Origin of the sequence: Cellulomonas hominis (assembly GCF_005239125.1) — a bacterium.
In the GTDB taxonomy this organism is placed as follows: Bacteria; Actinomycetota; Actinomycetes; order Actinomycetales; family Cellulomonadaceae; genus Cellulomonas; species Cellulomonas hominis_A.
This window is the reverse complement of the sequence record NZ_SZYE01000002.1, coordinates 14,297-29,808: the sequence shown is the minus strand read 5'-3', so window position 1 is coordinate 29,808 and position 15,512 is coordinate 14,297. Positions and strand designations below refer to the sequence as shown.

At 73.9% G+C, this 15,512-nt stretch carries 20 protein-coding genes; 12 read left to right on the top strand and 8 right to left on the bottom strand.

Annotated elements, in window-relative coordinates; all coding sequences use genetic code 11:
• Positions 1-147: 147 nt before the first annotated feature.
• Positions 148-720 carry a VanZ family protein gene (locus FA014_RS00610; protein WP_154727779.1) on the top strand — a complete coding sequence of 191 codons (573 nt, stop codon included), beginning with the start codon at positions 148-150 and terminating at the stop codon, positions 718-720.
• Between the two features lie 194 nt (positions 721-914).
• On the opposite strand, the gene FA014_RS00605 is transcribed toward FA014_RS00610, so the two are convergent.
• On the bottom strand, positions 915-1,271 hold the full coding sequence (locus FA014_RS00605; RefSeq protein WP_154727778.1) for a nuclear transport factor 2 family protein: 357 nt from the start codon (positions 1,269-1,271) through the stop codon (positions 915-917).
• Positions 1,272-1,349: 78 nt separating this feature from the next.
• On the opposite strand from FA014_RS00605, the gene FA014_RS00600 reads away from it, so the two are divergent.
• Positions 1,350-2,144 (top strand): MerR family transcriptional regulator, encoded by a 795-nt coding sequence (locus tag FA014_RS00600; protein WP_154727777.1) that lies wholly within the window; start codon positions 1,350-1,352, stop codon positions 2,142-2,144.
• Between the two features lie 53 nt (positions 2,145-2,197).
• On the opposite strand, the gene FA014_RS00595 is transcribed toward FA014_RS00600, so the two are convergent.
• Together FA014_RS00595 and FA014_RS00590 are read right to left on the bottom strand one after the other, a co-directional pair.
• Positions 2,198-2,689, bottom strand: coding sequence for a nitroreductase/quinone reductase family protein (locus FA014_RS00595; RefSeq protein ID WP_230322759.1), 492 nt, complete (start codon positions 2,687-2,689; stop codon positions 2,198-2,200).
• On the bottom strand, positions 2,682-3,473 hold the full coding sequence (locus FA014_RS00590) for an SDR family oxidoreductase (RefSeq protein ID WP_154727776.1): 792 nt from the start codon (positions 3,471-3,473) through the stop codon (positions 2,682-2,684). Before FA014_RS00590 ends, FA014_RS00595 begins: the two co-directional genes overlap by 8 nt.
• A 113-nt stretch (positions 3,474-3,586) precedes the next feature.
• Between FA014_RS00590 and FA014_RS00585 the strand changes: the two genes are divergently transcribed.
• On the top strand, positions 3,587-4,264 hold the full coding sequence (locus tag FA014_RS00585; RefSeq protein ID WP_154727775.1) for a TetR/AcrR family transcriptional regulator: 678 nt from the start codon (positions 3,587-3,589) through the stop codon (positions 4,262-4,264).
• On the opposite strand, the gene FA014_RS00580 is transcribed toward FA014_RS00585, so the two are convergent.
• Entirely contained in the window at positions 4,230-4,913 is a 684-nt protein-coding gene (locus FA014_RS00580; RefSeq protein ID WP_230322758.1) for a DUF1345 domain-containing protein, read from the bottom strand. The genes FA014_RS00585 and FA014_RS00580 overlap by 35 nt on opposite strands.
• A gap of 30 nt (positions 4,914-4,943) precedes the next feature.
• A complete protein-coding gene (locus tag FA014_RS00575; protein WP_154727774.1) occupies positions 4,944-6,098 on the bottom strand; it encodes a glutathione-independent formaldehyde dehydrogenase in 1,155 nt (384 codons plus the stop codon).
• A gap of 244 nt (positions 6,099-6,342) precedes the next feature.
• On the opposite strand from FA014_RS00575, the gene FA014_RS00570 reads away from it, so the two are divergent.
• The 3 genes from FA014_RS00570 to FA014_RS00560 all read left to right on the top strand — a co-directional run bounded on the left by FA014_RS00570 (position 6,343) and on the right by FA014_RS00560 (position 9,003).
• Positions 6,343-7,353 (top strand): helix-turn-helix transcriptional regulator, encoded by a 1,011-nt coding sequence (locus tag FA014_RS00570; RefSeq protein WP_230322757.1) that lies wholly within the window; start codon positions 6,343-6,345, stop codon positions 7,351-7,353.
• A 205-nt stretch (positions 7,354-7,558) separates the two neighbouring features.
• Complete coding sequence (locus FA014_RS00565; protein ID WP_154727773.1) at positions 7,559-8,281, top strand: DsbA family oxidoreductase; 723 nt, start codon at positions 7,559-7,561, stop codon at positions 8,279-8,281.
• Positions 8,282-8,325: 44 nt separating this feature from the next.
• The gene (locus tag FA014_RS00560) at positions 8,326-9,003 is read left to right on the top strand and encodes an SDR family NAD(P)-dependent oxidoreductase (RefSeq protein WP_154727772.1); all 678 of its coding nucleotides are present in this window, start codon (positions 8,326-8,328) and stop codon (positions 9,001-9,003) included.
• Between the two features lie 29 nt (positions 9,004-9,032).
• Here the strand turns inward: FA014_RS00560 and FA014_RS00555 are convergent, their stop codons facing one another.
• Positions 9,033-9,434 carry a winged helix-turn-helix transcriptional regulator gene (locus tag FA014_RS00555; RefSeq protein WP_154727771.1) on the bottom strand — a complete coding sequence of 134 codons (402 nt, stop codon included), beginning with the start codon at positions 9,432-9,434 and terminating at the stop codon, positions 9,033-9,035.
• Between the two features lie 142 nt (positions 9,435-9,576).
• Between FA014_RS00555 and FA014_RS00550 the strand changes: the two genes are divergently transcribed.
• Positions 9,577-10,584, top strand: coding sequence for a metalloregulator ArsR/SmtB family transcription factor (locus FA014_RS00550; protein ID WP_154727770.1), 1,008 nt, complete (start codon positions 9,577-9,579; stop codon positions 10,582-10,584).
• A 17-nt stretch (positions 10,585-10,601) separates the two neighbouring features.
• The gene (locus FA014_RS00545) at positions 10,602-11,021 is read left to right on the top strand and encodes an arsenate reductase ArsC (RefSeq protein WP_154727769.1); all 420 of its coding nucleotides are present in this window, start codon (positions 10,602-10,604) and stop codon (positions 11,019-11,021) included.
• A gap of 33 nt (positions 11,022-11,054) precedes the next feature.
• On the opposite strand, the gene arsM is transcribed toward FA014_RS00545, so the two are convergent.
• Positions 11,055-11,828 carry an arsenite methyltransferase gene (gene arsM, locus FA014_RS00540; RefSeq protein WP_154727768.1) on the bottom strand — a complete coding sequence of 258 codons (774 nt, stop codon included), beginning with the start codon at positions 11,826-11,828 and terminating at the stop codon, positions 11,055-11,057.
• Positions 11,829-11,940: 112 nt separating this feature from the next.
• Between arsM and FA014_RS00535 the strand changes: the two genes are divergently transcribed.
• The gene (locus FA014_RS00535; RefSeq protein ID WP_154727767.1) at positions 11,941-12,309 is read left to right on the top strand and encodes an ArsR/SmtB family transcription factor; all 369 of its coding nucleotides are present in this window, start codon (positions 11,941-11,943) and stop codon (positions 12,307-12,309) included.
• A 50-nt stretch (positions 12,310-12,359) separates the two neighbouring features.
• On the opposite strand, the gene FA014_RS00530 is transcribed toward FA014_RS00535, so the two are convergent.
• Positions 12,360-13,049, bottom strand: coding sequence for an SDR family oxidoreductase (locus tag FA014_RS00530; RefSeq protein ID WP_154727766.1), 690 nt, complete (start codon positions 13,047-13,049; stop codon positions 12,360-12,362).
• Positions 13,050-13,115: 66 nt separating this feature from the next.
• On the opposite strand from FA014_RS00530, the gene FA014_RS00525 reads away from it, so the two are divergent.
• The 3 genes from FA014_RS00525 (at position 13,116) to FA014_RS00515 (ending at position 15,486) form a co-directional block, all read left to right on the top strand.
• A complete protein-coding gene (locus tag FA014_RS00525; RefSeq protein ID WP_154727765.1) occupies positions 13,116-13,508 on the top strand; it encodes a MerR family transcriptional regulator in 393 nt (130 codons plus the stop codon).
• A 161-nt stretch (positions 13,509-13,669) separates the two neighbouring features.
• Positions 13,670-14,641 (top strand): ABC transporter ATP-binding protein, encoded by a 972-nt coding sequence (locus tag FA014_RS00520; protein WP_154727764.1) that lies wholly within the window; start codon positions 13,670-13,672, stop codon positions 14,639-14,641.
• The gene (locus tag FA014_RS00515) at positions 14,638-15,486 is read left to right on the top strand and encodes an ABC transporter permease (RefSeq protein WP_154727763.1); all 849 of its coding nucleotides are present in this window, start codon (positions 14,638-14,640) and stop codon (positions 15,484-15,486) included. The genes FA014_RS00520 and FA014_RS00515 overlap by 4 nt, the downstream gene beginning before the upstream one ends.
• Positions 15,487-15,512: the final 26 nt, after the last annotated feature.

Below are 15,512 nucleotides of genomic sequence, written 5' to 3'. Positions count from 1 at the left end.
GGTTGATCCGCAGCCGGTCGCCGGACCGGTCGGACGACGACCTCCGACCACGGGTGGATGCACGGACCCGCTGGTCGGTGCCACGGTGGCACGTCGCCGGGTCGCGCCGGCGCGGTACCGCACCCGTGTCCGAGAGGTCCGTCCCACGTGTTCCGTCAGGTCCCCGTCCTGCCCGTCGTCGTCCCCCTGGCCGCGCTGGTCGTCGCCGTGCTCCTCGTGCTGCTGGCCCGGCGTGGGCGGCTCTCGGCGCCGCGCGCCGCGGTCGCCCTGGCGCTGGGGGTGTACGCGGCGGGGATCGTGGCGAACACCGTCTTCCCGATCTTCCTGGACAAGCCGGCGCGCGACGGCGGCTGGATGCACCACCTGGCGCTCGTGCCGCTGGCCGGGTACCAGGTCGATGACGCGATGATCAACGTCGCGGTGTTCGTGCCGCTGGGGATGCTGGTGCCGCTGCTGACCGCCCGGCCCTCGTGGCGGCGGACGGTGCTGGTCGCGGCCTGCATCAGCCTGGGCATCGAGGCCACCCAGTACGTCACCGCCCACGCGCTGGGCGGTGGGCACCTCGCCGACGTGAACGATCTGGTGTTCAACGTCGTCGGCGGCGCCGTCGGGTACGGCGTGCTCGCGGCGCTCGTCCGGGTCCCCCGGGTCGCCGCGCTGGTCGACCGGTTCCGCTGGGCCGACGTGCCGCGAGCCGCCGTCACCCCGGTCCCGGTCTAGATCGATCGCGCGTCGAGGGCACCGACCGGCGCCTGTGCCGCTGGCCGCCACCGGGGCTGATCGCGTCGACCCGCACGCCGCGGGGCGCCAGCTGGTGACCCGCCCGCGACGAGCGCGCGCCCGGCGAGCCGGTCGCGGTCCTTGCTGGACATGCTCCCTCCTTCCTGTCTCAGGTCCCCGGTCCTCTGTCCGGCTCACGACTCGTGGTTCGCGATGACCAGCTCGGCCACGAGGCCGCCGCGGAGGGTGAAGCGGTAGTCCAGGTCGGCGACGCCGCCCGGGAAGGTGCCCTCGAGGCGCAGGGTCACGACCCAGTGGTCGTCGTCGACGCGGCGGGCGCCGGTCTGCGCGGTGGTGTACTCGAACTCGGCGCCGGCTTCGCGCACGAACGCGAGCACCTCGTCGTGGCCGCGGAAGGTCTCGCCCTGGTCGACGACCACGACGTCCTCGACGAGGAACGACGAGGCCGAGTCGGCGTCGTGCACGGTGCTGGCGGCGAGGAAGCCGCGGACGGTGGTCGGGACGGTGTCGGCGTGCTCGGTGTGTGTCATGCCGTCACCGTGCGGCCTCCCCGAGGAGCAGGGTCAAGCGGTGGACTCTCCCCCAAGGAGAGGCACCACACTGGACGCGTGCTGACCATCGGGGAGTTCTCGCGGCTGACCCACCTGAGCGTGCGGACCCTGCGCCGGTACCACGAGGCGGAGCTGCTCGAGCCGGACGTCGTGGACGGCACGACCGGCTACCGGTACTACGCCGTCGAGCAGATCCCCACCGCCCAGGTCATCCACCGCCTTCGCGCGCTCGACGTCCCCCTGGGCGACGTCCGGCTGATCCTCCGCGCGTCGGACCCCGGCGCCCGGTCGGCCCTGGCCGCGGGGCACCTCCAGCGCCTGGAGTCCGAGCTCGACCGCACCCGTGCGGCGGTCGCCTCGCTGCGGCGCCTCCTGCGGCCCGACCCCGCGCCGATCGCGGTCGAGCTGCGCGCCGAACCCGCCCGCCGGGTCGCGGCGGTCGCGGCGGTGATCGGCCACGACGACGTGGAGGCGTGGTTCGCCGGCGCCATGGCCGAGCTGGAGTCGGCCGTCGGCGCCGGTGCCACCGGACCGCCGGGCGGTACGTACGACGACGCCCTGTTCGAGGAGGGCGGGGGCCGGGCGCTGGTCTACCTGCCGAGCTCCGACCCCCCGAGCACCGGACGGGTGCGCGCCGTCACGCTCCCGGCCGCGGAGCTGGCGGTGACCACCCACGTCGGCGAGCACGACGGCGTGGACGTCACCTACGGCGAGCTCGGCGCGTGGGTCGTGGAGAACGCGATGGCGGTCGCCGGGCCCGTCCGGGAGGTCTACCGCGTGGGTCCGCGGGACACCGGCGACCCGGCCGCCTGGCGGACGGAGATCGGGTGGCCGGTGTTCCGCGTCGCGTGACACGCGCGCACAGCGGAGGGCCGCGTGGCCATGATCGTCCGACGGGGCAGATGTCAGGCCGAAGGACGTCCTCCTCGGTCACCGGGCAGGAGCGAGCGGTCGTCCAGGTCGATCCGGACGAGCGGGCTCCCGCTGATCCAGTCGTCGACCGCTCCGACCATCGCCTGCACTCCCCCGCGGTTGTCGGGGTGCCGCAGCTCCTCGACGATCTCGCGCAGCACCCGCTCGCGCTCGACCGGGTCCGTGATGACGACACCTGTGGCAGGCAGGTCGGCTCGCACGCCGTGCTCGAGGTGCAGGACGATCCTCGGGTGGACCTGGACGTTGGCGTACCAGTGGCGGCGCGCCGGCGTCGTGGTCAGGTAGAGATCGTCGCCCGCGCGGTAGAACCAGATCTCGATCCTGCGGGGGCGACCGGAGCGCGCGCCGGTGGTGGTCAGGTCGATCGTGCGCGCGGCGGCGCTCGACCACCGGTCGATGGACAGCGCCGCTCTGACGGCCGCTCGGTCGGGCAGACCACCCCGATCGTTGTCGCGCTCAGACACCGGCGGTCGCGTCCGGCGGCATGGCCGGCCCCAGGAGCAGCCCGCCGTCGACGACGAACTCGGCGCCCGTGACGAACCCCGCCTCGCGGGACGTCAGCCACAGCAGCATGTCGGTGACCTCCTGCGGGTCGGCCAGGCGCGGGACCGCGAACGCGTCGGGAGAGAAGGCGTCGGCGATCACCGTGCCGGAGCCGGGCACCGGTTCGTTGACGAAGGGCGTGGAGACGACCCCGGGGTGGATCGAGTTCACCCGGATCCGGTCGCGTCCCAGCTCCAGCGCGGCGGTTCGGGTGAGCCCGCGGACGGCCCACTTGGCGGCGGTGTAGGGCGCGAAGAGCGCAGTGCCGACGTTCGCCATCGTCGAGGCGACGTTGACGATCGACCCGCCGCCCGCACGTCGCAGCGACGGGGCGGCCGCCCGGATCCCGAGGAACGTGCCGGTCGTGTTGACCGCGAGGGCGCGCGCCCAGTCGGCGGGGTCGGTGTCCTCGATCAGCGCGGGTGGGGTCTGGAGGCCCGCGTTGTTGACGAGGACGGAGATCGGGCCGAATGCTGCCTCGGCGACGGCGACCGCCCTCCCCCAGTCCTCGGGCTCGGTGACGTCGAGATGGGCGAACAGGGCGCGATCCCCGAGCTCGTCCACCAGTGCCGTGCCCTCGTCGTCGCGGCGGCCCGCGACGACGACGCGCGCACCCTCGGCGTGGTAGCCCCGGACGTGGGACGAGCCCATCCCGCCCGTGGCTCCCGTCACGAGGACGACGTCGTTGCTGAAGCGCTCGGCCATGCTGGTGACCTCCTGTGTGGCGAGTCGGGCGACTCGCCACACACAATCGTCGTCCTCCTCGTGAGGCGAGTCAAGCCACTCGCCCGTCGGTAGACTCACGTCCCGTGCCAGGTATGTCGCCGTTCCACGAGCGCGTCGCCGCCGACAAGCGGGCCGCGATCCTCGCCGCCGCCACGGCGCTCTTCGGGACGCAGGGGTTCGCCCGCACGTCCCTGGCGCAGGTCGCGGCGGCCGCGCACGTCTCCCGGTCGACGTTGTTCAAGCGGTTCCCCACGAAGGACGCGCTGTTCGACGCGATCGTCGCCGACGTGTGGACTCCGCAGACACGACCCGCCGAGCTCGATCCGGCCGACCCCGGGGCTGGTCTCCGGGCGCTCGGGACCGTGTACGCCGAGCTGCTGGGCCGGCCGGGCATGGCCGCTCTGTTCCGCCTCGTCATCAGCGAGGCACCGACGTCCCCCGAGCTGGGTCGCCGGCAGTTCGACCTCGGCAAGATGCCCTTCTTCGAGGAGGTCCGTGGCTACCTCGAGGCGACGTCGCGAGCCGGGACGCTGGAGGTCGAGGACCCGACGATGGCAGCGACCCAGATGCTGGGCATGATCTCGAACTTCGTGCTGTGGCCGCGCATGTTCCTGCCCGACTGGGATCCCGAGGCGGGCGAGGTCGCCCGTGCCGTCGAGGAGGCCGCCCTGACCATGTCCGCCCGGTACGGCAGGGACGAGCGCGACCCCGGGTGCGGCCGCTCTCGGGCCGACCTCAGCCCGACTGACCCAGGTTCGTCACCAGGTTGACCGCCCCCGCGATGACCACGGTCCCGAACAGGTACGACAGCAGCGCGTGCCCGAGCCCGACCTTGCGGATCGGGGTGGTCACGAGCTGGGTGTCGGCGACGCCGAAGCTCATGCCGACGGTGAAGGCGAGGTACGCGAAGTCGCTGTAGGCCGGCGCCTCGCCCTCCCCGAAGTCGATCCCGCCGTCGCCCCCTGTGTAGTAGTGCCTGGCGTACTTGAGCGCGAAGACGGTGTTCACGAGGGACCACGACAGGACGACGGTGAGGACGCACAGGATCACCGTGACGACCCCGAGGAGGTCCCGGGACCCCGCCTGGACGAGCCCCTGCGCGACCGCGGCGAGGCTGATGACGGCGGCGCCGAGGACGGCCGCGTCCGTGGCCCGCGTCCGGCCCTCCTCCTCGGCGAGCCGCTTGGTCCCGCGGTGGTCCTGCGGCCATCCGATCCGCCAGACCCGGAGCTGGAGGCCGCCTGCGGCGACGACCCACCCCACGAGCACCGCGATCTCGGGCACGCCGAGGACGACCGTCACCACCGCCGCCAGGACGCCGCAGCCGAGGAAGAGCAGCAGGCGGCGCGACGCGAGGATGGTCGACTCCCCCGCGGCGTCCCCGGCGACGGCACCCGACATGACCCCGCGCCCGCTCACCCGCCCGCCATATCGCGGAGCGCGGCCACGTCAGGCGCCCTTCCCGTCGGGGTGCAGGACGACCTTCGTCCACCCGTCGTCGCGCTTGTCGAAGTGCTCGTACGCCTCGGGGGCGCGGTCCAGCGGCAGCTCGTGGCTGACGATGAACGACGGCTCGGCCTTGCCGCCGGCGATCAGGTCGCGCAGCTGCCGGTTGTACTTCTTGACCGGCGCCTGACCGGTGCCGAGGTGCAGGCCCTTGAACCAGAACATGCCGAAGTCGAACGCGATCTTCCCCTGCTTCGCGAGCTCGTCCTCGGCCCCGGGGTCCTGCGGGACGAAGACACCGACGGTGCCGATCGTCCCGGTGAACCGGACCGAGCCGACCAGCCGGTTCATGGTCAGGTTCGTCTGCTCCTGGCCGTCGGGCTCGTGCGCCTGGTAGCCCACGCACTCGCAGCCGTTGTCGGCGCCGAGGCCCATCGTCTGCTCCAGGACGGCCTCCACCGGGTCGACCTCGGAGTCGTCGATCGTGATCGCCCCGATGGACTCCGCCAGCCGCAGCCGGTCGGGCTGCCGGTCGACGACCATCACCTTGCCTGCGCCGCGGATCGTCGCCGACAGCGCCGCCATCAGCCCGACCGGGCCGGCGCCGTAGATCACCGTCTGGTCGCCGGGCTTCACGCCCGCCATGTCGGTGGCGTGGTACCCCGTCGGGAAGATGTCGGCGAGCATCACGTAGTCGGTCTGCCGCTCCTCGGCGTCCTCCCCCAGCCGCAGGCAGTTGAAGTCGCCCCAGGGCACCCGCAGCAGCTCGGCCTGACCGCCGCCGTACGGGCCCATGTCGGCGAAGCCGTACGCGGCCCCCGCCATGCTCGGCTCCGGCTGCGCAGTGAGGCAGTAGTTGGTGAGCTGGCGCTCGCAGTTCTTGCAGTGCCCGCAGGCGATGTTGAACGGGAGGACGACCCAATCGCCGACCCGGACCTTGTCGACCCCGTCGCCGACCTCGACCACCTGGCCCAGGTTCTCGTGCCCGAACCACCGGCCCTTCTCGAAGTCCGTCCTGCCCTCGTACATGTGCAGGTCGGAGCCGCAGATGTTCGCGGAGGTGACGCGCACCAGCACGTCGGTCGGCCGCTCGATCCTCGCGTCCGGGACGTCCGAGACGCTGACCTGGCGCGGACCCTCGTACACCACTGCCTTCATGACGGCTCCTCTGGTCGGGCCCGGCGGGCGCCGGGATCGGACAGGCCATTGCACCCACGCGGCGCGCCGCCGCGGTATCGGCAGACCTGCCGATCCGTGCCCGCCGCCGAGCCCCGGCCGCCCGCGGGCGACCGGGCCCGGGCGGGGGTAGAAAGGGTCTCGTCCGCACCCGCCGGTCTCTCGAGCAACGGGTCCCGCCAGGTCGGGTCAGCGCACCGCCGCTGACGTCCCCCGGGGGTCCCGCATGCACCCGCTCCGCGTCGACGACCTGCTCCTCGTCGAGGGCGCCGCCGTGCGCACCCTCGCCACGCCGCCCGAGCGGACGCGGGGCCTGCTCGAGGTGCTGCGCCGGGCCGCCCCGTTCGACGCCGCGTTCCTCGCGTTCGCGGACCCGTGGGAGCGCCGCTACTACTCCCTCGCCACGGTGGACCTGGACGACACCGCGGTGCGGTTCCTCGAAGGCCCGCGGGTGGCCCGGGACACCGAGCTCACCGGCACGGACCGCGCGCGCCTGCCGCTGGGGCCGTCGGACCTGCCCTACCCCGCCGAGGAGCTGCCGACCTGGGCGGAGTGCCTGATCCCGTCCGGGCTGCGGGAGGGGCTCGGTGTCGCCCTGTTCGCCGACGGCCGGCACGTGGGGCACCTCGCGGTGCTCCTCGCCAGCCCGGCCCCGCCGTCTGCGGCCACGCGCCGGCGCCTCGCCCGGCTCGCGCCCCCGCTCGCACGCGGCCTCGACCCCCTGAGCTCGCTCCTCGCCGTCGCCCGGCTCGTCCAGGGGGGTCACCGCGGGCGCGGTCCTGCGCGCCGACGGCGGGTGCCAGGTGGTCCCGGGGCTGGCGACCACCCCCCTGCTGCTCCCGGGGTCGCCGGTCCTCACGCTCGCGCGGCGGCGCGTGCGCGACGGACGGGTCAGCTCGTCGTTCCTCTGGCCGCTCGGCGGGGCGCACGCTCCCGACGGGCACGCGCGGATCACCATCCTGAGCGCGTCGGACGACGCCGGTCCCGGCCTGCCCGGCCTGGTGCTGCTCTCCCCGCCCCGCCGCTGCACGGCCTCACCCCCCGGGAGCTGGAGGTGCTGGGGCTGCTGGTGGAGGGGTGCACCAACCCCGACATCGCGTGCCGGCTCGTCGTCACCCCGCGGACCGTGGCCACGCACCTCGAGCACATCCTGGCCAAGCTCGGGACGCCGACACGGACCCACGCCGCCGTCCGTGCGGAACGGGACGGTCTGTACGTGCCGGCGGTGCCCGGCTAGTCGCGGTGACGCCTCCCGCGCGACCGGCACCCCGTCGGGTGGTGAGCCCGCCCGGAGCGGTACGCGCGGGCCCACGCTCCTGCCCCGCCGTCCGCAGCTCCGCGACAGGCCACGGAGCCCCGTCACGGCGCACCTCGAGGTGCCTTTTGTCGGCACGCCCTCGCCCGCCGATCATCGGGTGACGCACGAGGAGCGGGGTGGGGCGATGAGTGAGCAGGCGACCGCGGACGGTTGCAGGGGCCCGGTGGTCATCGAGGTGTGGTCCGACCTGGGCTGCCCGTGGTGCTACGTCGGCAAGCACCGGCTGGAGCGGGCGATCGCGGCCCGGACGGACGCGGGACGGTTCGTCGTCGCGCTGCGGTCGTTCGAGCTGCACCCGGACGCACCGCGCACGCCGGAGACGATCGAGACCGCGTTCATCCGCTCGCACGGCGGGGACGCGGAGGTCGTGCGGCACGCGGAGAGCCGCATCCAGGCGCTCGCGCAGCGGGAGGGTCTTCCCTTCTCCGTGGACCGGCTCAACGCGAACACCTTCGACTTCCACCGCGTCGTGCGCGACGCGGAGGAGTCGGGCCGAGGCCTGGCGCTGTTCTCCCTCGTGCAGGACCGCTTCTTCGCCGGGGACCTCAACCCCTTCGAGGCCGACGAGCTCGCACGGGTCGCCGAGCAGGTGGGCCTGTCGGGTCGGCGGGTCCGGGACGTGCTGGCGGGCGACGAGTACGCCGATGCGGTCCGTGCCGACGTCAAGGAGGCCCGGGACATGGGAGCGCAGGGTGTGCCGTTCATGGTGTTCGACCGGCGCTTCGCCACCGCAGGCGCCCAGACCGTCGACGTGTACGCGCAGGTGCTCGACCAGGTGATCGCGAGCGCGCCGCCCGCGGCCCGGCGGACCGCGCCGGAGCCACCGTCGCCCGACCGCGCGCGCTAGAGAGCTGTCACGAGCACGACCACATCGAGAGACAGAGGAACACCATGCCCACGATCGCCATCATCGGCGCCGGCCCCGGACTCGGCCTCGCCATCGCGCGCAGGTTCGGCTCGGAGGGCTTCGACGTCGCGCTCGTCGCGCGGAACCCGGACAAGCTCGACGGCCTGGTCGCGGATCTCGCCGCCGACGGGATCACCGCGGCCGCGTTCCCGGCGGACGTCCTGGACCGCGACGGCCTGACGGCCGCGCTGGACGCCGCGAAGCGGCGATTCGGCGGTATCGACGTGCTGGAGTACTCCCCCGCCGACGCCTCGGCGGGGCCGCTCGCCCCGGTCCACATCCGGGAGACGACCCCCGAGAACACCCAGGCGCAGATCGAGTACTACCTGTACGGAGCCCAGGCTGCAGCGGCTGCCGTGCTGCCGGACCTCCGCCGGGCGGGAGCGGGCACGCTCCTGTTCACCAGCGGCGCAGGGTCGATCACCCCCACCGCGGTCTTCGGCAACGTGAACGCCGGCGCCGCGGCCATGCGGAACTGGGCGCTGAACCTCGCCGGGGAGCTGGAGGGCGACGGCATCCACGTCGCGCACCTGGCGATCGCGGCCTGGATCACCGACCAGGCGCCGGACGGGGTGCCGGCGATGTCAGCGGCGGAGATCGCGCCGTTCCACTGGGACGCACACCAGAACCGATCCGCGCACGAGATCGTCGTCGCTCCCTGACCTCGGCACGGTCGGTCGGGAGGGCGCCGCTACGCGCCCTCCCGACCGACCCCCGTGATGTCGTGGACCCGCCGCTGGGCAGCGACCTCCTCGTAGTGGGCCACGGCCCAGGAGGCCATCGCCAGAACCGCGTCGGAGAGCGAGCGGCCCAGGTCCGTCAGCTCGTACACGACCCGTGGTGGCACCTCCGGGAACGCGGTCCGGGTGAGGAGCCCGTCGCGCTCGAGAGCCTTCAGCGTCACCGTGAGCATCCGTTGGGAGATCCCGGGGATGCTGGCGTGGAGGTCGGAGTAGCGCAGCGGACCGTCGCCGAGCGTGCTGACGACGAGCATCGTCCACTTGTCGCCGATCCGGTCCAGGACCTCCCGGATGAACCCGCTCTCCGCCGGCCACGCCTGACACGGCCCGCTCAGCGTCCTGGGGTTCGCCACTGCGTCCACCTGCCTTCAGTCACCCTCCGTAAGGTAACCGCACGCGGCGTGCGTAGTGCGGAGTGCTGGTTGGTTCGACGCATGTCAATATAGGCACATGCCGAACGAGCGCCGACCGAGCGGGTCGGACCCCGGGCTCTTGATGCTCGATCGCCCCGCCGACGCCTGCACGCCGCCGACCTCGCCCGCGGACCACGCGATGGGCGCCGACGCGGCGGCGCACGTCGCCGCGACCCTGAAGGCCCTGGGCGACCCGCTGCGGCTGCGGATGCTGTCGCTGATCGCGACGTCCCCGACCGGGGAGGCGTGCGTGTGCGACCTGGCCACGGTCGCCGAGGTCTCCCAGCCGACCGTCTCGCACCACCTGAAGCTGCTCAAGCAGGCCGGGCTGCTGACCTCCGAGCGCCGCGGGACCTGGGTGTACTACCGGGTGCGGCCGGCGCTGCGGGGCGCGGTCACCACCCTGCTCGACTCGTTCGCCCCCGCGGCCGTCGATGCCGCGAGCGCGGCCCCGCCGGCCGGGCCCGCCGAGGCCGACGACGCGCTGGCGCGGATCGCGGACCGGCTCGCCGCAGCGTTCCCCGACCGTGACCCCGGCGCGGTGCTCAGCGTGGTCCGGGAGTCCTACACCGCTCTGGCCCGGTCCTCGGCCATCCCCTCGCGCCTGGTGGGCAGCACCGAGCGGTTCGCGCGCCAGCGGCTGTCCGACGCCGCACGGGCGACGGGCGCCGCGCCCGCCCGCCCGCAGGTGCTGTTCGTGTGCGTCGCGAACGCCGGCCGCTCCCAGCTGGCCGCCGCCCTGCTCCGCCACCACGCCGGCGACGCGGTCGCGGTCCGCTCGGCGGGGTCCGCGCCGGCGGCGGACGTGCACGCCGCGGTCCGCCCGCTGCTCGCCGAGCTCGGCGCCGACGCCGAGGCGTTCCCCAAGCCGCTGACCGACGACGCGGTCCGCGCCGCGGACGTCGTCATCACGATGGGCTGCGGCGACACCTGCCCGGTCCTGCCCGGCAAGCGGTACGAGGACTGGGTCGTCGGCGACCCGGCCCTGGCGTCCGAGACCGGGGTGCGGGCCATCCGCGACGTGATCGACCGCCGCGTGCGCGCCCTGCTCACCGACCTGCTGCCCGACCTCACCCCGACCACCGCCTGACCCCCGTGGAGACCGAGATGCCCGACACCAAGCCGTCCGCCCTGTTCGTCTGCGTGCACAACGCCGGCCGGTCCCAGATGGCCGCCGGCTACCTGCGGCACCTGTCCGGCGGCGACGTCGAGGTCCGCTCGGCCGGGTCGATGCCCGCCGAGCAGATCAACCCGGTCGCCGTGGCGGCGATGCTCGAGGAGGGCATCGACATCCGCGCCGAGCGACCCAAGGTCCTGACCACCGACGCGGTCAAGGCGTCCGACGTCGTCATCACCATGGGCTGCGGCGACGCGTGCCCGATCTTCCCCGGCAAGCGGTACGAGGACTGGGCCCTGGCCGACCCGGCCGGCCAGGGCATCGAGTCGGTCCGCCCGATCCGCGACGAGATCCGCGGCCGCGTCCTCACCCTGCTGTCCGAGCTCGGGGTCGAGCCCGTCACCGCCTGACGCCTCGACGCCAGGTGCGCGCCGCGGGGCGCCTCACGCCTCCGGGGGTCCGGGCTTGCGGGCGCGCACGATCGCACCGTGCATGCCCTCGGCGACCGGGTGGGTGAACTGGACCTCGGCGTCGACGAACCCCGCCGCCGCGAGCCCCTGCAGGTACTCGGTGCGCGACAGCGCCCCGGCGATGCACCCGACGTACGAGCCGCGCTCCGCCCGCTGCTCTGGGGTCAGGTGGTCCTCGGCGACCACGTCGGAGATCCCGAACCGCCCGCCGGGCACCAGCACCCGGAACGCCTCGGCCAGCACCGCCGGCTTGTCCGGGGACAGGTTGACCACGCAGTTCGAGATCACCACGTCGACCGCGGCGTCGTCCAGCGGCAGGTCCTCGATCGTGCCCTTGCGGAACTCCACGTTGCTCGCACCGGCCCTGGTCGCGTTCGCCCGGGCCAGGTCGAGCATCTCGTCGGTCATGTCGACCCCGTAGGCGAACCCGTCCGCCCCGACCCGTCGCGCCGAGAGGAGCACGTCGATCCCGCCGCCGGACCCCAGGTCCAGCACGCGCTCGCCCTCCCGCAGCTCGGCGACCATCAGCGGGTTCCCGCACCCCAGGGACGCCGCCAGCGCCTCCGCCGGGACCGCGGCCGCGTCCTCCGCGCCGTACAGGCCGGCGCCGAACCGCTCGTCGATCACCAGGTCGGTCGGCCCGCACCCGCCGGCCGAGCCGCCGCCGCAGCAGCCGGCGTCCCCGGTGCCCTGCACGGCCGCCAGGGCGTAGCGGGCCCGGACCTGCTCCCGGATGTCCTGTGCCATCACTCCTCCTTTGGATCGATCCTCGTCAATATCTACCGACACCAGGAGCGTGGACCACCCATCGACGGCTGTCAACATCGACAGGCGTCGATGTGTCGCGCATGATGGGTCCATGGCTCTCGACCTGCTCCCGGTGACCTCGGCCCCGTCGACGGGCTGCTGCACCCCCACGACCGGATCGACCATGAGCGCCGAGGACGCCGAGCGCACCGCGCGGACCCTCAAGGCGCTGGCCGACCCGGCCCGCCTGCGGCTGCTGTCGATCATCGCGGCCCACGACGGCGGCGAGGCGTGCGTCTGCGACCTCACCGAGCCCGTCGGGCTGTCGCAGCCGACCGTGTCCCACCACCTCAAGGTGCTCACCGAGGCCGGCTTCGTCACGCGCGAGAAGCGCGGGGTCTGGGCGTACTACACCCTCGTCCCCGACGCGGTGCAGCAGCTCTCGGCGCACCTCGGGCAGCATCTCGCCGGCGTTCGGTGACGGTGCCGCGGCGCGGCGCGCCGCGCCACCCGGCGGGCGCGGCGCGCGGCTCAGGCCGTACCGAAGCGGTCGTAGAACGCGCGGGGGTCGTCCGCCAGCGAGGCCTTGACCATCGCGCTCCACTCGTCGACGACGACCTCGAGGTCGCCCGCCTCGACGGCGTCCAGCACCGTGCGGACGACCACGGCCGGGTCGGTCTTCGGCCCCTGGAGCCCAGCGGCCATGTCCGTGTCCGCCAGCCCGAGGTGCACGGAGGTCACCCGCGTGCCCTGCGCGGCGAGCTCCAGCCGCAGGGCGTTGCTCATGTTCCAGTTCGCCGCCTTGGACACGGCGTACGCCCCGGCACCCGGAGCGGCGAACCAGGACAGCGCGGAGGCGATGTTGACGATCGCCCCGCCCCCGTTGGCCGCGAGGACCGGGGCGAACGCGCGGACCATCGACAGCGCGCCCCAGAAGTTGACGTCCATCTCGGCGCGCACGCCGCCCAGGTCCCCGAGGAGCTGCGACCCGGTCGAGATGCCGGCGTTGTTCACCAGCAGGTCGACGTCGGCGGCCAGCTCGGCGGCCGCGGCGACCGCGTCGGGGTCGGTGACGTCCAGGGCCACCGGCCGGACGCCGGGGAGGTCGATCGTCGCGGGCTCGCGGGCGGCGGCGTAGACGGTCGCCCCCCTGGCGAGGAGCTCGGCGGCGAAGTGGTGGCCGAGGCCGCGGTTGGCCCCGGTGATGAGTGCGGTTGTCATGTCTGGCACGCTAGGACCTGACGTTGACGTCAGGGTCAAGTCCAGGTCGAGCGGTCGAGGAGACGGATGCGCATCGGGGAGGTCGCCGCGCGGGCCGGCGTGAGCGTGCGGGCGCTGCGGTACTACGAGGAGCAGGGGCTGCTCGCCGCCGAGCGCAGCCCGAGCGGGCAGCGCCGGTACGCCCCCGACGCAGTGGACCGGGTCACGTTCATCCAGCACCTCTACGCCGCCGGTCTCGGCAGCAAGGCGGTGCTGCGGATCCTGCCCTGCCTGGAGCACGGCGGGCTCACCGACGAGATGCTCGACCGGCTCCTGGCCGAGCGCGCCCGCGTGCAGGGCCAGCTCGACCAGCTGACCGCGACGCGCGACAAGCTCGACGAGGTCATCCGGCACGGGCGGGCGAACCTCGCGGGTCAGGGTCGGCACGCCGACGAGAGCGGGTGCGCGACCGCGTCGTGACGACGCCAGCACCCTGTGGCGTCGGCAGGCCCGCGGGGCCCGCGGGATGACGGTGTCATCCAGCCGTTGTACGCGCGCGCCCGCCGCATCTCGTCCCGCCGGAGGTCCCGGCGCCGCGGGCCTCGCTCCTACGTTCGAAGGACACCGAACGAGGAGGACGCATGATCGAGGCCACCGGCCTGACCAAGACGTACGAGGGGAAGGTGGCGGTCGACGGCATCAGCTTCACGGTCCGACCCGGTGCGGTCACCGGGTTCCTGGGTCCGAACGGCGCGGGGAAGTCCACGACGATGCGGATGATCGTCGGGCTCGACCGCCCGACCGCGGGTTCCGTCACCGTGAACGGCCGCCGCTACGCGGAGCACCGCGCCCCGCTGGGCGAGGTCGGCGCGCTGCTCGACGCGAGAGCCGTCCACGGCGGACGGTCCGCGAGGGCGCACCTGCTGGCGCTGGCGGCGACCCACGGGATCGACCCGCGCCGCGTGACGACCGTGATGGAGGAGACCGGCCTGCTGCCCGTGGCGCACAAGCGGGCCGGGACGTTCTCGCTGGGCATGGGGCAGCGGCTCGGCATCGCCGCGGCGCTGCTCGGCGACCCGCGGACGCTGATCCTGGACGAGCCCGTGAACGGGCTCGACCCGGAGGGCGTCGTCTGGGTGCGGAACCTGCTCCGTGGCCTGGCGGCGCAGGGCCGGACGGTGCTGCTGTCGTCGCACCTCATGTCCGAGATGGCGCTGACCGCGGACCACCTGATCGTCCTCGGCCGCGGGCGCGTGCTCGCGGACGCACCCGTGGCGGAGGTGGTGGAGCGGGCGCGGACCCGGGTCGTGCGGGTGCGGACGCCGATGGCGCAGGAACTGGCGACCGCGCTGCGGGCGCTGCCGGGCGTCGAGGTCGCGCCCACCGGACCCGACCTGCTCGACGTGACCGGGGCGGAGGCGCCGGAGATCGCGCAGATCGCCACCGGCGCGGGCGTCGTGCTGCACGAGCTGGCCCCCGTCCAGGTCTCCCTCGAGGACGCCTACATGCAGCTCACCGCGACCGAGGTGGAGTACCGCTCGGGCTCGCCCGACCCGGTCGACGACCGCACCTCCCCCACGTCCCGGACCCGCACCACCGGAGGTGCCCGATGACCACGTTCGCCACGCTCGCCGACCTGCCCGCGCGCGCCACGCCCGTCGCACAGCCGGTGACCTTCCCCCGCCTCGTCGCCGCCGAGTGGATCAAGCTGCGGACGCTGCGCTCGACGTGGTGGTCCCTGCTGGTGGGTGTCGCGTTCCTCCCGGCGTTCGCCGCGATGCGCTTCTCGAGCATCTCCGCGGTGCCCGAGGCGGTCGGCTCCCCGTACCTCGTCGGCGCGGTGTACGTGACGTCCGGCGTCGCGCTGACGCAGCTGGTGTTCTGCACGCTCGGCGTGCTGTCGATCGCCGGGGAGTACGGCACCGGGCAGATCCGGTCGACGCTGACCGCCGCACCTCGCCGGCTCCCGGCGCTGTGGGCGAAGCTGTTCGTCACGGTCGCCGTGGTGATGGTCGCCTCGCTGCTCGGCGTGGCGCTCGCCTGGGCGGCCGGGACGCCGTGGTTCGAACGCACGGGCATGTCGATCGACCTGACCCGTGCGGACGACCTGCGCATCCTGCTGGGCGTCCCGCTGTACCTCGGTGCGGCGACCGCCCTGGCGTTCGGCATCGGCGCGATCGTGCGCAGCTCGGCCGCGGGGATCGCGACGGTGCTGGGCCTGCTGCTCGTCCTGGAGAACGGCCTCGGCGCCGTGCCGTGGAAGCCGCTGCAGACGTTCGCGTCGTTCCTGCCCGCGAGCGCGGGCAACCGGCTGCTGCAGTCCGACGCGGTCGGGTCGGTCATCACCACGTCGAGCACGACGACCCTGTCGCCCTGGGAGGGCTACGGCGTGATGCTCGCCTGGGTGGCGGTGGTCCTGGTCGCGGCGTCGGTGCTGCTGCGCCGCCGGGATGCCTGACGCGGCAGGTCTGGGAGAGTACGGAC

Bases quoted from the DNA above. Each gene is read 5' to 3' on its own strand.
- FA014_RS00605 (WP_154727778.1), bottom strand. From the start codon at position 1,271: ATGACACACACCGAGCACGCCGACACCGTCCCGACCACCGTCCGCGGC.
- FA014_RS00590 (WP_154727776.1), bottom strand. From the start codon at position 3,473: ATGGCCGAGCGCTTCAGCAACGACGTCGTCCTCGTGACGGGAGCCACG.
- FA014_RS00585 (WP_154727775.1), top strand. From the start codon at position 3,587: ATGTCGCCGTTCCACGAGCGCGTCGCCGCCGACAAGCGGGCCGCGATC.
- FA014_RS00575 (WP_154727774.1), bottom strand. From the start codon at position 6,098: ATGAAGGCAGTGGTGTACGAGGGTCCGCGCCAGGTCAGCGTCTCGGAC.
- FA014_RS00570 (WP_230322757.1), top strand. From the start codon at position 6,343: ATGCACCCGCTCCGCGTCGACGACCTGCTCCTCGTCGAGGGCGCCGCC.
- FA014_RS00565 (WP_154727773.1), top strand. From the start codon at position 7,559: ATGAGTGAGCAGGCGACCGCGGACGGTTGCAGGGGCCCGGTGGTCATC.
- FA014_RS00560 (WP_154727772.1), top strand. From the start codon at position 8,326: ATGCCCACGATCGCCATCATCGGCGCCGGCCCCGGACTCGGCCTCGCC.
- FA014_RS00550 (WP_154727770.1), top strand. From the start codon at position 9,577: ATGCTCGATCGCCCCGCCGACGCCTGCACGCCGCCGACCTCGCCCGCG.
- FA014_RS00545 (WP_154727769.1), top strand. From the start codon at position 10,602: ATGCCCGACACCAAGCCGTCCGCCCTGTTCGTCTGCGTGCACAACGCC.
- arsM (WP_154727768.1), bottom strand. From the start codon at position 11,828: ATGGCACAGGACATCCGGGAGCAGGTCCGGGCCCGCTACGCCCTGGCG.
- FA014_RS00535 (WP_154727767.1), top strand. From the start codon at position 11,941: ATGGCTCTCGACCTGCTCCCGGTGACCTCGGCCCCGTCGACGGGCTGC.
- FA014_RS00530 (WP_154727766.1), bottom strand. From the start codon at position 13,049: ATGACAACCGCACTCATCACCGGGGCCAACCGCGGCCTCGGCCACCAC.
- FA014_RS00525 (WP_154727765.1), top strand. From the start codon at position 13,116: ATGCGCATCGGGGAGGTCGCCGCGCGGGCCGGCGTGAGCGTGCGGGCG.
- FA014_RS00520 (WP_154727764.1), top strand. From the start codon at position 13,670: ATGATCGAGGCCACCGGCCTGACCAAGACGTACGAGGGGAAGGTGGCG.
- FA014_RS00515 (WP_154727763.1), top strand. From the start codon at position 14,638: ATGACCACGTTCGCCACGCTCGCCGACCTGCCCGCGCGCGCCACGCCC.